Source organism: Acidaminococcus hominis (assembly GCF_022484025.1).
Classification (GTDB): Bacteria; Bacillota; Negativicutes; order Acidaminococcales; family Acidaminococcaceae; genus Acidaminococcus; species Acidaminococcus hominis.
In genome coordinates, this window is record NZ_JAKVMG010000001.1 from 2,124,550 (window position 1) to 2,139,512 (window position 14,963).

The following is a 14,963-nucleotide window of genomic DNA, read 5'->3' on the forward strand; positions in this document are numbered from 1 at the left end:
AAAAGGGGAGAAACACCATGGCAGTTACGCAAAAAGAGGATTCCATCATCGATAAAGATGACTTTTTGGAAACCCAGGAAATTATCCGCAAACAGATTCAAAGCAACAGCAAGCTGACCGGTGCGCAAAAACGACAGTGCCTGCAGGTTTTGGAGGGCATTGGCCATTCCGTAATTTACGGAGGCGTGCGGCAGCACGGCATTACCAAGGCCATGCTGAAAACGGCATTTCCCGTTTTTGGCAAAATGAGTGAAGACAATCGGCACAACGACAAGGAACTGAAAGTACTCAAGGTTCTCACCTATTTGATTTATCAGGGGATTATTCAGTAATGAACGCAATTACCATCTTTTTGCTGGCCGTATCCTTATCCATGGATGCCTTTGCCGTATCGGTCTGCGGCGGGCTGAAAATGAAACCCAGCGAGCGGTTTCGGGGCGGTCTGACCTTTGGCGCCTGGTTCGGGGGATTCCAGGCGCTGATGCCTTTTTTGGGGTATGAATTGGGGCTGCATTTTGCTAAGGCGGCTTCTGCCTACTCCCATTGGATTACCCTGGTGATTCTGGGCTATATCGGCATCAATATGATCCGGGAAGCCGGAGAAGACCAGGAAGAAGAAAAGATTACCGGGTTTACCGTAATGCTGGGCCTGGCGGTGGCTACCAGCCTGGATGCCCTGGGGGTGGGCGTCAGTCTGGCCTTTTCCGCCGTGGACATTGTGCCCGTGGTACTGGAAATTGGGACCATTACCTTTTGCCTGTCCTTTCTGGGCTGTGCCTGCGGGGCCCTGATTGGTATGTGGGGCAAGGCCAACGCAGAACGGGCCGGCGGACTGGTATTGATTTCCCTGGGAATCAAGGCAGTCTTGGAACATTATCACATCTTATAAATACGGGAGCTGCTGCAGGGTGCTGCGGCGGCTCTTGTTTCGCATGTATAGAAGGAGGTGCCAGGCGTGGGTACAAAACAGCGGTGGATTATGCACGTGGATATGGATGCATTTTTTGCCTCTGTGGAGCAGCTGGACCACCCGGAATACCGGGGCAAGCCGGTGATTGTTGGCGGGTTGTCCGGCCGGGGGGTGGTTTCCACCTGTTCCTACGAGGCCCGGAAGTTCGGGGTCCATTCAGCCATGCCCATGACCCAGGCCTGGCAGCTCTGTCCGAAGGCCATTTTTGTTACCGGCCGGTATGACCGGTACACGGAATTGTCCCAGCAGATTCAGGCGATTTTTCGGGAGTTTTCTCCGGCGGTGGAGCCTTTGTCCATTGACGAGGCTTTCCTGGACCTGACAGGAATGGACAAGCTGGTGGGGGATGTGCGGACCCTGGGGCCCAAGATCAAACAAACTATCCGGGAACGCACCGGGCTCACCGCTTCTGTGGGGCTGGCCCCCAACAAATTCCTGGCCAAGCTGGCCAGTGATTTGGAAAAACCCGATGGTTTGGTAATCATTGAACCGGGGGAGGAGGCAGCCAGAATTGCGCCCCTGCCCCTTAGCAAGGTGTTTGGCCTGGGCCAGCGGTCGGTGGCAGCCCTAAAGAACCTGGGGCTAACCACCATTGGCCAATTGGCGGCCTGCGACCTTAGGGTGCTCCAGCCCCTTTTGGGACGGCAGGCGGAAGAAATCCGGAACCGGGCCCGGGGGCTGGACAGCCGGCCGGTGGTGCCGGATGAGCAGCGCAAATCCCTGGGCAAGGAAAATACCTTTGGGGAAAACCTCCGGGGCAAGGAACCCTGCCTGGAGGCCCTGTGGGACCTGTGCCAGCAGGTGGGCTGGCGGCTGAGAACGGCGGGGCTTGCCGGCTATACGGTGACCCTGAAAATCAAGCTGGCAGATTTTCGCCTGCTGACCCGGAGCCGGACCTGCGACGTGCCGGTGCAGCTGGATGAAGAAATTATGGAACAGATCCGGTATTTGGCGGAGGAAGTCAGCTGGCGGGAGCCGGTACGGCTTTTGGGAGTGGCCGTCAGCCACCTGGCCCCCGGGGGAAGCCTGGGGCTTGATTTGGGAGATGCTGAGCGGGACCGGAAACGGGCCCAGGCTCTCGATGGATTGAAACAGCGTTTTGGGGAAAGTATTATCCGCAAGGGCGGCAAGGCCCGCAGCTAGGAGGTCAGTTTATGGATCGGCAAAGAAAAATCGGTATGGGGTTGGTGCTTTTGGGCGCCAGCTTATGGGGCAGCAGCAGCAACTGTATGGAATATCTGATGAACCATCAGCATTTTACCTGGTCCACCATCCTGTTCGCCCGGATGCTGCTTACAGGGATTATCTTTTTAGGAGTGTCCTGGGTTCAGAAAGAGGACCTGCTGGCAATTTTGCGTAAGGACGGCTGGACCTTCCTGAAATTTTCCGTGCTGGGCATGTACATTATGCAGGATATGTTCATTATGGCCATCCACGACAGCACGGCGGCTACGGCTACGGTGCTCCAGTACTTGATGCCGGCGGTGCTTTTGGGCATGTACCTGTGGCAGGAGAAACGGAAGCCCTACCGGAAAGAGGTGGTGGCGGTAGTCCTGGCCATTGTGGGTACGGCCCTGATTGCCACCAAGGGCCATGGAGCCAGTCTGGCCATTTCGCCCAGCACCCTGGTCTACGGCATCATCAGCGCCTTTGGCATGGCCTGGTACACCATTTATGCGGCGGACCTGCTCCAGCGCTACAGCTGCTTTTTGCTGCTGGGCTGGGGGAGCCTATTCAATGCCCTGATTCTGGGGTTGGCCAACCACCCCACCCTCCAGGGGGCTCTGCTGAACTTTGATACAGCCTGGTCCTTCAGCGTGCTGTTTGTGTGCGGCACCTTGATTGCCTACTACGTGTACCTGGAAAGCACCAAGTACATTCCGGCTTCGGAAACGGGAGCTTTGGCCGCTTTTGAACCCCTTTCTGCCTATTTCTTCTCCGTGCTGTTTTTGGGTAACCACGTAGGCGGGGTGGAAATGCTGGGCGCATTATGCATTATCACTATGGTGGTCATGTTGGCTAGAAAATAAAACAAAATGAAACAAAAAACTGTTGACAATAGGGGTACTCTTCTTTATAATGTAATTCATACTTGAGTAAGGGGAATTAACCCTATGGGAGGCAAAGACAATGAGTGAAAAGAAGAAGTACCATTTTGAGACTCTCCAACTGCATGTAGGCCAGGAACAGGCAGATCCCGCTACGGATTCCCGGGCGGTGCCTATTTACCAAACTACATCTTATGTATTCCGGAACACCCAGCATGCGGCTGACCGTTTTGCCCTGAAAGATGCGGGTAACGTTTACGGCCGGCTGACCAACCCCACCGAAGATGTTTTTGAAAAACGCATTGCAGCCCTGGAAGGCGGCGTAGCTGCCCTGGCCACGGCCAGCGGTGCAGCAGCCGTTACCTACGCCATGCAGGCACTGGTCCATGCAGGCCAACACATTGTCTGTGCCACCACCGTTTACGGCGGTACCTATAACCTGTTCGAACATACCTTCCCCGATTTCGGCATTACCACCACCTTTGTGGATCCTACCAAGGGCGTTCAGGGCTTTGAAGCTGCGGTCCAGGATAATACTCAGGCCATTTACATTGAATCCGTAGGCAACCCCAATGCCAACCTGATTGACATTGAAGCCGTAGCCAAGATTGCCCACAGCCACAACATTCCTTTGGTAGTGGACAGCACCTTTGCGACTCCGTACCTGCTCCGTCCCTTTGAATATGGGGCCGATATTGTAGTCCATTCTGCCACCAAATTCATCGGCGGCCACGGCACCACCCTGGGCGGCGTCATTGTGGACAGCGGCAAGTTTGATTGGGTGGCTTCCGGCCGGTTCCCCTGGCTGGTAGAACCCAACGCCAGCTACCACGGCCTGAGCTTTGCCAAGGATGTGGGCCCGGCAGCCTATGTAACCTATATCCGCACCCTGATTCTGCGGGATACGGGCGCTACCCTGTCCCCCTTCAACGCTTTCCTGCTGCTCCAGGGCACGGAAACCCTGTCCCTGCGGGTAGAACGTCAGGTGGAAAACGCCCTGAAGGTGGTGGATTTCCTGTCCAAGGATTCCCATGTAGAAAAGGTCAACCATCCGGCTTTGCCCGACCATCCGGACCATGCCCTGTACCAGAAGTACTTCCCCAACGGCGGTATTTCCATTTTCACCTTCGAAATCAAGGGCGGCGCAGCAGCAGCCCAGAAGTTCATCGACCATTTGGAGATTTTCTCCCTGCTGGCCAATGTGGCTGATGTAAAGAGCCTGGTTATCCACCCGGCTTCCACCACCCACTCCCAGATGAACGAAGCCGAACTGGCAGCCTCCGGCATTACCCCGGCTACCATTCGTCTGTCCATTGGTACCGAACATATTGACGATATCCTGGACGATATGAAACAAGCGTTTGCTGCTTTGGATTAACGTCTTGGCTTGAAAAACCGAACCTCTTTCTGAATTTGTCAGACAGAGGTTCGGTTTTTTTCGGGTTAAAATGGATCGTTTTGCTAAAAACCTTACAGTTTTTCGCAGATATAAGAATATAGATATATTTGATATAAGAAAAATGTTGAAAAAACTCCGGACGGTGTTACAATAAGAAAGCAACATCGAATGATTTAAACAAAAATATGTAATTGTTCGCCTTTACAGGCCATAGCAGGTAAGGAGGAGAAGTCCATGAGAGCCATTCATAAGATTTTGGTCCCCAACCGAGGGGAAATCGCCATTCGTATTTTTCGTGCCTGTCACGAACTGGGCATTCGTACGGTAGCGGTGTATTCCAAAGAAGATATTCTGTCCCTGCACCGCAGCCGGGCTGATGAAGCCTACCTGGTGGGCCGGGGGAAAAAGCCTGTGGATGCCTATCTGGATATTGAAGATATCATCCGGATCTGTAAGGAACACGAGGTGGATGCCATTCATCCCGGCTACGGGTTCCTGGCGGAAAATGCCCGGCTGGCCAAACGCTGTGAAGAAGAAGGCATTATCTTCATTGGTCCCCGGGTGGAACACCTGATTATGTTCGGGGATAAGGTCAATGCCCGGATCCAGGCCGAAAAGGCTGGGATTCCCATGATTCCTGGCACCCAGGGTGCCGTCAAGAGCTTTGCTGACGTAAAGGCCTTTGCCGAAAAGGTGGGCCTGCCGGTGATGATCAAAGCCGTCAACGGCGGCGGCGGCCGGGGGATGCGGAACGTAGATCGGATGGAAGACCTGGAAGAAGCTTATGAACGGGCCAAATCCGAAGCCAAAATGGCCTTTGGGGATGACGATATCTACGTGGAAAAATGCATCATGAACCCCAAGCACATCGAAGTCCAGATTATGGGCGACGAACAGGGGAATGTGGTCCATCTCCACGAACGGGACTGCTCCATCCAGCGGCGGCACCAGAAGGTCATTGAAATGGCGCCTGCCTGGTCCCTGCCCCAGAGCCTGCGCCAAGCCATCTGTGACGCAGCCCTGAAGCTGATGAAAAACGTCAAGTACCTGAACGCCGGCACGGTGGAATTTTTGGCCGACCAGGATGAAAAACATTTCTACTTCATTGAAGTGAACCCCCGGGTGCAGGTGGAACATACGGTAACGGAAGCCATTACGGATGTGGATATCGTCAAGACCCAGATTCTGGTGGCCGAAGGCTACGCCCTGACAGATCCGGAAGTCCATGTGGGCCGCCAGGAAGACATTCCCTGCAACGGGGTAGCCATCCAGTGCCGGATTACCACGGAAGATCCCCAGAACAACTTTATGCCGGATACGGGCAAGATCATTGCCTACCGCAGCGGCGGCGGCCCGGGCATCCGGCTGGATGCCGGCACGGCCTATACGGGTGCCGTCATTACCCCCTATTACGATTCCCTTTTGGTGAAGGTCACCGCCCATGCCATGAACGCCCAGGACACCATCCACCGGATGCTGCGCTGCCTGGAAGAATTCCGCATCAGCGGCGTTAAGACCAACATCTTCTTCCTGAAAAATATGCTGAAGACAGCGGCTTTTGCAGCCGGGGCCTGCGATGTAAACTATATTGATCGGCATCCGGAACTGCTGGTGGATCCGGAAGAAGTAGATGACCGGGGGACCCGGCTCCTGTCCTACATTGGAAAAATTACCGTCAATGGCTACAAGGGCAGTGGGCACCAGCTAAAACCCGACTTCCAGCCCCTGCGCCAGCTGCCGGCCACAGGAAACTGCCCCAAGGGCAGCCGGCAGGTACTCCAGGAACTGGGACCGGAGAAGTTTTCCCGCTGGATCCAGGACCAGAAGGAAGTGCTGTTTATGGACACCACCTACCGGGATGCCCATCAGTCCTTGCTGGCTACCCGGATCCGGACCCACGATATTTTGAACGCCATTGGCTATACGGCGGAGCAGGTGCCTCAGATCTATGCCTTTGAAAACTGGGGCGGGGCTACTTTTGATGTGGCCTACCGGTTCCTGGACGAAGATCCCTGGGAGCGGCTGCGCCAGATGCGCAAGGCGGCGCCCAATATCCTGTTCCAGATGCTGACCCGGGGGGCCAACACCGTAGGCTATACCAACTATCCCCCGGAAGTGGTAACCCAATTTATCGACTTGGCTGCCCAAAACGGGGTGGATGTATTCCGGATTTTCGACTGCCTGAACCAGCTGGACCATATGGCCCTGTCCATTGAAGAAGTCCGGAAGCAGGGCAAGGTGGCAGAAACGGCCATCTGCTATACCGGGGACGTACTGGATGACCGGCGGCAGAAATATTCCCTGGCCTACTACACCCAGCTGGCCAAGGAAATGGAAAAGGCCGGGGCCAACATTATCGCCATCAAGGATATGGCGGGGCTGTTAAAACCGGAAGCGGCCTATGCGCTGGTCTCCGCCCTGAAGGACGCCGTGGACCTGCCCATCCATCTCCACAGCCACGAGGGCGGCGGCTGCACCCTGTACAGCTATGCCAAGGCCGTAGATGCCGGGGTGGATATCCTGGATGTGGCCACCAGTGCCCTGTCCAACGGCACCAGCCAGCCCTCTATGACGGCCATGATCTACGCCCTGTCTAACCATCCCCGCCAGCCGCAGATGAACCTGGAAGCCCTGGAAAACATCGACCGGTACTGGCAGGTGGTCCGCTCCTATTATGCCGGGGTGGACAGCAAGATGGCCAGCCCCAACACCACGGTCTTCCAACATGAAATGCCCGGCGGCCAGTACTCCAACCTGCGTCAGCAGGCTACGGCAGTGGGCCTGGGTGCCCGCTGGCCGGAAGTGTGCCGGATGTACGCCCGGGTGAACCAGCTGTTTGGAGATGTCATCAAGGTGACCCCGTCTTCCAAGGTGGTAGGGGACATGACCCTGTTCATGGTCCAAAACAACCTGACGGAGGAAGATGTCTTGAACCGGGGCGAAACCCTGGACTTCCCCCAATCCGTGGTGGACTTCTTTGACGGCAAGCTGGGGATTCCCTATGGGGGCTTCCCGGAAAAACTCCAGAAGGTTATCCTGCGGGGGGCTCAGCCCCACTTGGAAACCCCGCCGGTGCCGGTGGACCTGGATAAGGTCCATGCAGAAATGAAGGCCCTGCGTATGCCGGAAACGCCGGAAGCGGAATCCAGCTACTGCATCTACCCCAAGGTCTACAAGGACTTTATCCAGCGCTACCACCAATATGGGGACCTGTCCATCTTGGATACGCCTACCTTCTTCTTCGGCATGAAACCCGGCGAAGAAATTCAAGTGATGATGGACGGCAAAATGGTGCTGATTCGCCTGAACCATATTACCCGTCCTACGGAAGAGGGTTACCGGGAAGTGCAGTTTGAAATCAACGGTATGCCCCGGGAACTGAAAATCCGGGATGCCAAGGCTTCGGAAGGCACCACGGCAGCCCGCCGGGCGGATCCTACGGTGCCTGGGGAAGTGGGGGCCACCCTGTCCGGCTCCGTTCTCCGGGTATTGGTGGACAAGAACAGTGTGGTGAAGAAGGGCGATCCGCTGCTGGTAACGGAAGCCATGAAGATGGAAACCACCCTGACCGCTCCCATCGACGGCCTGGTAACCGAGGTATTGGTGAAAGCCGGCAGCCGGATTGCTTCCGGAGACCTGCTGGTGGTGATTGAATAAACGTTTAACAAAAGGAGAATCCTGCGGGGTTCTCCTTTTTTTCAGCAGGTTTCAGATGGGGCGGGGTGTGCTACAATAGAGACAGCGGAGAAAAGAAAACGGAGGTGCCAACATGAAAAGCAAAGGGAAACTCGGTTTGCTGCTGGCTCTTTGCCTGGCGCTGGGCCAAACGGCCCTGGCCGCTGAGCATTTGGCCGTGGTGGAAAAGGACGGAAAGCAGGGAGCCATTGACCCGGAGGGGAAAGTGGTCATCCCCTTGGAATTTAAGAGTGTGGAAGTAAACGATAAGGTGGAAGCACCCGTGGTTCTGGTGAAAAAGTCCGGCAAGTATGGGCTTTATGACCGAAATGGGAAAGAATTGTTAAAGCCGGTGCTGAAAAAGGTCACCGGGGTAAACGAAGGATATTTTGGCGGCAAGGAGAAGAAAACCTGGAGCTTCTACAACCTGAACGGGGAAAAGCAGCCCGGGGAATATGAGGAAGTGGGGCTGTACCAGGAAGGCCTGGCGCCTGTCAAGGTGGAGGACCGCTGGGGCTTTGTGGATACCCAGGGAAAACTGGTGATTCCGGCCCAGTACAAGTCCGTTAGGGGCTTCAGCGAAGGCCTGGCAGCTGCCAAACTGAACAGCAAATGGCTGTATATCCATAAGGATGGCACGCCGCTTATCGGAGCCAGCATCAAGGACCCCCGGGATTTCCACCAGGGCGTTGCCGTGGTGGATGACAACTGGCTGATGAATATTAAGGGCCAGAAATACGCCAAGCTCCGGGATTATTCCTTTGTGGGGGATTTTGCCGAAAATGGCTTGGCCGAAGTGGGCGTCCGCCGGCGCCACCGCAGCCTGCTGGATTATGTAAGCATTGGCTGGGGCTGGGACGGCTGGGGCGTCTGGGGCTATCCTGGCTGGGGCTGGACCGGAGGCTACCACCATCGCCGGCACCACGGTTGGGGCTGGGGCGGCGGCATCGGGATTTCGCCCGGGGCCGTTATGCCCGGCAGCCTGTACCGGGGCTATGTGAACAAGCAGGGCCAGGAAGTGATTCCCACTACCTACGATACGGTAACGCCCTTCTACGGCAGCTATGCCCTGATCCAGGACGAAGGCCACTGGGGTATGGTCAATGCCCAGGGCCGGGTGGTGATTCCCCCGGCCTACGATGCCCTGTGGCCCTTTAGCCAGGGCCTGGCAGCTTTCAGCTTCGACAAGAAGTGGGGCTTTATCAATGAGCAGAATACGGTAGTGATTTCCAACCGGTATGACCGGGTGAACTCTTTCCTGGAGGACCGGACCACGGTAATGACCCAGGAGGAAGGGGGCATTATCGATAAGCAGGGTCAATTGGCAGCCCCTCTGCGCCGGCAGTTAAAGGAACTGGGACCGTTGTACGCTGACCGGGCGGCCTTTAAGGATCCGGCCAAGGACCTGTGGGGGTATGTTAACAGGGATGCCCAGGTTGTTATCCCTGCACAGTACGATAAGGCTGGAATATTTGACTGAAATTCGTGAATACGTACAAAAAGCTGTTGACAGGAATTGCATACGGTGGCATAATGTAAACCATACCGCAATAATTGCTTATCGGTTATGAACGGGACTGAATAGGAAGAAGCCTTACAGAGAGCCGGCGGCAGGTGCGAGCCGGCAGGATTCCAATATTCTCTCGCCCGGGAGCCGCAGGGATGAACCAAAGTAGTTCCTGCCGTCCACAGTGCGTTAAACTGAACGAGAACAAACATAGGGTGGTACCGCGTTCATTCGCCCCTATCCGCTTCTGGCGGATAGGGGCGTTTTGTATCTGAAAAAGGAAAGGGGAGTTACGTATGGGAATGACAAGAACACAAAAAATTTTGGCGAAACACGCCGGACGGCCGGAGGTGGAAACCGGTGAGCTGCTGATCTCCCAGGTGGATCTGACGCTGGCCAACGATATTACTGGGCCTCCTGCCATTGACGAGTTTGATAAGATTGGGCGTCCTGTTTTTGACAAGGACAAGATTGCCTTGGTGCCGGACCATTTTTCGCCGCCCAAGGACATCAAATCTGCAACCCTGTGCAAGCATATGCGGGAATTTGCCCGGAAGCATGAGATTACCCATTATTACGAAGTGGGCCGTATGGGCATTGAACACGCCCTGATTCCGGACAGCGGGCTGGTGGCGCCTGGGGAATTGATTATTGGTGCCGATTCCCATACCTGTACCTACGGGGCCCTGAACGCCTTCTCCACCGGGGTGGGCCAGACGGACCTGGGGGCAGCCATGGCCGAAGGGAAAACCTGGTTCAAGGTACCCGCCGCCATCAAAGTGGTGCTTACCGGCAAGAAACCGGCCTACGTCCAGGGCAAGGATGTCATCCTGACCCTGATTGGCCAAATCGGAGTGGATGGGGCCCTGTACCAGTCCCTGGAATTTTTCGGGGACGGCGTGGGAGAACTGTCCATGGCGGACCGGTTCACCATCTGCAACATGGCCATTGAAGCCGGGGCCAAAAATGGTATTTTCCCGGTGGACGAAAAGACCCGGGCCTATCTGAAGGAACGGGGCGTTACCCGGGCTTGGGAACCGGTGGAGGCCGATCCGGACGCCGTTTACGCCCGGACCATTACCATCGCCCTGGATGAACTGGTGCCGGTGGTGGCCTATCCCCATCTGCCGGAAAACACCCACCCCGCTGCCGAAGGCAAGGACATTGCCATCGACCAGGTGGTCATCGGGTCCTGCACCAACGGCCGGTATGAAGATCTGGACCAGGCTGCAGAAGTGCTGAAGGGCCGGAAGGTCCATCCCCGGGTGCGCTGCATCATCATTCCGGCGACCCAGGAAATCTACAAGCGGGCCCTGGATAACGGCCTGTTCGACATTTTTGTGGACGCAGGAGCAGCGGTGTCCACACCGACCTGCGGACCCTGTCTGGGCGGCTATATGGGCATTTTGGCTGCCGGCGAACGGGCCGTTTCCACCACCAACCGGAACTTCAGGGGCCGGATGGGTCATGTGGACAGTGAAGTATATTTAGCCAGCCCCTATACGGCCGCTGCCAGCGCCGTAATGGGCCGGATTACCGATCCCCGGGAGGTGTTAGCATGAGTAAGGTTTGGCGTTATGGAGACCATGTGGATACGGATGTCATCATCCCTGCCCGCTATTTGAACATAGCAGATTTTAAGGAACTCAGTGAGCATGCTATGGAAGACATTGATACCACCTTTGCTTCCCAGGTTCAGCCCGGGGACATTATGGTGGCCGGCCGGAACTTTGGCTGCGGCTCTTCCCGGGAACACGCCCCCATTGTCATCAAGGAAAAGGGCATCCAGTGCATCATTGCTGAAAGCTTTGCCCGGATTTTCTACCGGAATGCCATTAATATTGGCCTGCCGGTACTGGAAATCGGGGAAGAGGCCAAAAAGATAGAAGCGGGAGACCAGGTGACCGTGGACCTGGACAAGGGGGAAATCCACGTGCTGAACAAAAACCTGGTGATCAAAACCCATCCCCTGCCGGAATTTGTCCGGAAAATCGGGGAAGCCGGGGGCCTGATCAATTACGTAAAAGGAGGCAAAGCCTGATGAAGATTACCGTACTGGCCGGTGACGGCATTGGTCCAGAGATTACGGACGCAGCCCTGGTGGTGCTTAAAAAGACGGCCCAGGTCTTTGGGCTGGATATTTCCTATGACCATCAGCTTATGGGGGGCTGCGCCTATGATGCCTATGGCACGCCCCTGCCGGAGGTAACCCTCCAAAGCGCCAAGGCAGCGGATGGGGTGCTTCTGGGGGCGGTGGGCGGACCCAAGTGGGATCAGCTGCCCGACGTGACCAAACGGCCGGAAAAGGGTCTTTTGGCCATCCGGAAGGCCTTGGGCCTTTACTGCAACCTGCGGCCGGTAACGGTACGGCCCTACGTGGCCCATCTGTCCCCCTTAAAGACGGAACGGGCAGAAGGTGCGGACCTGGTGATTGTCCGGGAGCTTACCGGCGGCATCTACTTTGGGGAGCACCAGGAAGCAGCTTTGGTGGACGGTGTGGAAACCGCCTCCGATATCGAAAAGTACACCCGGCCGGAAATCGAGCGGATTGCCGTAAAGGCCTTTGAAGCAGCCCGGCTGCGCCGGGGCAAGGTTACCAGCGTGGACAAGGCCAATGTCTTGGGGTCTTCCCGGCTGTGGCGGAAGGTGGTTACGGAGCTCCACGACAGCCGGTACCCGGAGGTGGAGCTGAACCATTATTACGTGGACAACTGTGCCATGCAGCTGGTGCTGAACCCCAAACAATTTGACGTGATTCTCACCAACAACATTTTTGGGGACATTTTAAGCGATGAAGCGTCCACCATTGCCGGCAGCATAGGGCTCCTGCCTTCCGCCAGCCTGGGGGACGGCACAGGCCTTTACGAACCCATCCACGGCAGTGCCCCGGATCTGGCAGGCAAAGGGGTGGCCAACCCCTTGGGCACTATTTTGTCGGCGGCCCTTCTCCTGCGCTATTCCCTGGGGCAGGAAGCAGCGGCAGCTGCCATTGAACGGGCGGTGGACCAGGTGATGGAAGCCGGGTACCGGACCCCGGATTTGGCAGGCGAAGGCCTGACCGTGGTGAGTACCGGAGAAATGGGCGAACTGGTAGCCCAGGCCGTGAAAAAATAAATAACAAATAAAAAAACGACTTTCCTTTTGGAAAGTCGTTTTTTTATGGGTGTTACATTTTTTTAACGGGAACCAGGCCCCGGCCCAGGGAAATCTGGCCAGTACGGGCGATTTCCAGTACTTCGTAGTCTTCCAGAACCTCCAGCAGGGCATCAATGTGGTCTTCCCGGCCGGTAAGCCGGAGAATCAGGGATTCCCGCTGGACGTCCACCACCTTGGCGTGGAACAGATTGGCAATATTGGTCAGCTCTTCTCGCATGGCGGGGCTGCCGCTTTTTACCTTGATCATGGCCAGCTCATAGCTGACAAAGGGGGCGTCATCCAGGTCCACCACCTTGATGACGTCAATGAGCTTGGCCAGCTGGTTGATGGCCTGGTCCAGCTCCCACCGGTCTTCCACGGAAACCACAATATTGATCCGGGTTACATCCGGTTCTTCCGTGTAGCCGGCGTTGATGTATTCGATGTTGATGGCCCGGCGGCTGATGAGGCCGGCCACATGGGTCAGAACACCGGGTTTGTTGTCGGCCAAAATGGCCAGATGCTGCTTCAGCATAGTCATTCTCCTCCCAATACCATTTCATCCAGCCGCTTGCCCCCAGGTACCATGGGGTACACATTTTCGTCCGGGGGAATGGTCACTTCCAGGAGCGCAGGACCACTGGTGTTGAAGAGCTGGGCCAGGGCACCGGCCAGTTCTTCTTCCCGGCTGCAGGTAAAGCTGGGCACGTCCATGGCGGCTGCTACCCGGGCCATGGAAGGGTTCCGGGTAAGGTCCGATTCTGCGCAGCGGCCGCCGTAGAACATCCGCTGCCACTGGTTTACCATACCCAGGGTGGCGTTGCGCAGCACCACGGTTTTCACCGGGATACCATACTTGTGCAGGGTGGCAAATTCCTGGCAGTTCATCAGGATGCTGCCGTCCCCGGTTACCAGCACCACCGGCTTATCCGGGGCGCCCAGCTGGGCGCCTAAAGCGGCGGGCAGGCCGTAGCCCATGGTGCCCAGGCCCCCGGAGGTGACAAAATGCCGGGGCTCTGTCAGGGGATAGAATTGGGCCGCCCACATTTGGTGCTGGCCCACATCGGTGGTGACAATGGCGTCCGGGCCGGCCTTTTGGGCCAGCTGGGTCAGCAGCACCTGGGGGGACACCCCGGCGTCACTGGAAGGACGGGTGGCAAAGGGATACTGGACCTTCAGCTCCAGCACCTGCTGGCGCCAGGGCACCCAGTGGAAGGAAGAGGGCGGGCAGGCCGCCAATTTTTCCAGCAGCAGGGGCAGGGACCAGCGCAGATCTCCGTTGACACTGATGTCTGCGTGGACAATCTTGTTGATTTCCACCTTGTCGATGTCAAAGTGGAGAATCCTGGCGTTGGGCGCGAAATTGGCCACGGAACCGGTGACCCGGTCATCAAACCGGGCTCCTACCGTCAGCAGCAGGTCGCAGTCCGTTACCGCCATATTGGCCGCATAGGAACCATGCATGCCCAGCATCCCCAGGTTGTATTCCCAGCCGTCGGGAATGGCGCCTTTGCCCATCAGGGTGTAGACCACTGGCAGCTCATAGGTTTCTGCCAGGGTCTGCAGGTAGGAAGCGGTGCCGGAGAGCACCACCCCGCCGCCCAGCATCAGCACGGGCTTTTTGGCAGCGGACAGGGCCGCCACGGCGGCGTCCACTTCTTCGGCCCGGCCGGTACGGGAAGGGTTGTAGCCCCTTAGGGAAACCGTTTCCGGATAGGTAAAGTCCAGGGTGGAATCAAACACGTCCTTGGCCACATCCACCAGCACGGGCCCGGGCCGGCCGGAAGCGGCAATGTAGAAGGCTTCCTTCAGCACCCGGGGCAGGTCCTGGACCTTTTTCACCAGGTAGTTGTGCTTGGTGATGGGGGTGGTGATGCCGGAAATATCCGCTTCTTGGAAGGAATCCCGGCCAATCAGGGGAGTGGCCACCTGGCCGCTGATGATGACCAGGGGAATGGAGTCCATGTTGGCTGTAGCAATGCCAGTAACCATATTGCAGACGCCGGGACCGGAGGTGGCAAAGCAGACCCCGGGCCGTCCGGTAACCCGGGCGTACCCATCGGCCGCATGGACGGCGCCCTGTTCATGACCGGTGAGAATATGGGGGAATTGTTTCTGGTACAGGGCATCATACAGGCTGAGGACCGCTCCTCCTGGATACCCGAATACCACCTGCACCTGTTCTTTTTTCAAACATTCGATCACTGCTTCTGCACCGGTCATCTTCAT

Annotated in this window: 12 protein-coding genes; 10 read left to right on the forward strand and 2 right to left on the reverse strand. The window is 56.7% G+C overall.

The window, feature by feature from the left end; translation table 11 throughout:
• Nucleotides 1-17 precede the first annotated feature (17 nt).
• From LKE88_RS09585 to leuB, 10 genes are all read left to right on the forward strand, one after another.
• Nucleotides 18-332: a hypothetical protein gene (locus LKE88_RS09585; RefSeq protein ID WP_105326677.1), complete on the forward strand. Its 315-nt coding sequence runs from the start codon at nt 18-20 to the stop codon at nt 330-332.
• Nucleotides 332-889 carry a manganese efflux pump MntP gene (locus LKE88_RS09590; RefSeq protein ID WP_105326678.1) on the forward strand — a complete coding sequence of 186 codons (558 nt, stop codon included), beginning with the start codon at nt 332-334 and terminating at the stop codon, nt 887-889. Before LKE88_RS09585 ends, LKE88_RS09590 begins: the two co-directional genes overlap by 1 nt.
• A gap of 66 nt (nt 890-955) precedes the next feature.
• Entirely contained in the window at nt 956-2,113 is a 1,158-nt protein-coding gene (gene dinB, locus LKE88_RS09595; protein WP_231085718.1) for a DNA polymerase IV, read from the forward strand.
• A gap of 11 nt (nt 2,114-2,124) precedes the next feature.
• Nucleotides 2,125-3,000 (forward strand): DMT family transporter, encoded by an 876-nt coding sequence (locus LKE88_RS09600; protein ID WP_105326680.1) that lies wholly within the window; start codon nt 2,125-2,127, stop codon nt 2,998-3,000.
• Nucleotides 3,001-3,100: 100 nt separating this feature from the next.
• Complete coding sequence (locus LKE88_RS09605; protein WP_105326681.1) at nt 3,101-4,396, forward strand: O-acetylhomoserine aminocarboxypropyltransferase/cysteine synthase family protein; 1,296 nt, start codon at nt 3,101-3,103, stop codon at nt 4,394-4,396.
• A 255-nt stretch (nt 4,397-4,651) separates the two neighbouring features.
• The gene (locus tag LKE88_RS09610) at nt 4,652-8,074 is read left to right on the forward strand and encodes a pyruvate carboxylase (protein WP_118286643.1); all 3,423 of its coding nucleotides are present in this window, start codon (nt 4,652-4,654) and stop codon (nt 8,072-8,074) included.
• A 112-nt stretch (nt 8,075-8,186) separates the two neighbouring features.
• Nucleotides 8,187-9,572, forward strand: coding sequence for a WG repeat-containing protein (locus LKE88_RS09615; RefSeq protein WP_105326683.1), 1,386 nt, complete (start codon nt 8,187-8,189; stop codon nt 9,570-9,572).
• 323 nt (nt 9,573-9,895) lie between these two features.
• A complete protein-coding gene (leuC, locus tag LKE88_RS09620; RefSeq protein ID WP_105326684.1) occupies nt 9,896-11,161 on the forward strand; it encodes a 3-isopropylmalate dehydratase large subunit in 1,266 nt (421 codons plus the stop codon).
• Entirely contained in the window at nt 11,158-11,640 is a 483-nt protein-coding gene (locus LKE88_RS09625; protein WP_105326685.1) for a 3-isopropylmalate dehydratase small subunit, read from the forward strand. The genes leuC and LKE88_RS09625 overlap by 4 nt, the downstream gene beginning before the upstream one ends.
• Nucleotides 11,640-12,713, forward strand: a complete 1,074-nt coding sequence (gene leuB / locus LKE88_RS09630) for a 3-isopropylmalate dehydrogenase (protein WP_105326686.1) — start codon at nt 11,640-11,642, stop codon at nt 12,711-12,713. Before LKE88_RS09625 ends, leuB begins: the two co-directional genes overlap by 1 nt.
• Before the next feature lie 52 nt (nt 12,714-12,765).
• Here leuB and ilvN read toward each other — a convergent pair whose 3' ends face one another.
• Both ilvN and ilvB read right to left on the reverse strand, forming a co-directional pair.
• Nucleotides 12,766-13,269 carry an acetolactate synthase small subunit gene (gene ilvN / locus LKE88_RS09635; protein ID WP_105326687.1) on the reverse strand — a complete coding sequence of 168 codons (504 nt, stop codon included), beginning with the start codon at nt 13,267-13,269 and terminating at the stop codon, nt 12,766-12,768.
• A 2-nt stretch (nt 13,270-13,271) separates the two neighbouring features.
• Nucleotides 13,272-14,963, reverse strand: coding sequence for a biosynthetic-type acetolactate synthase large subunit (gene ilvB / locus LKE88_RS09640; RefSeq protein ID WP_276803465.1), 1,692 nt, complete (start codon nt 14,961-14,963; stop codon nt 13,272-13,274).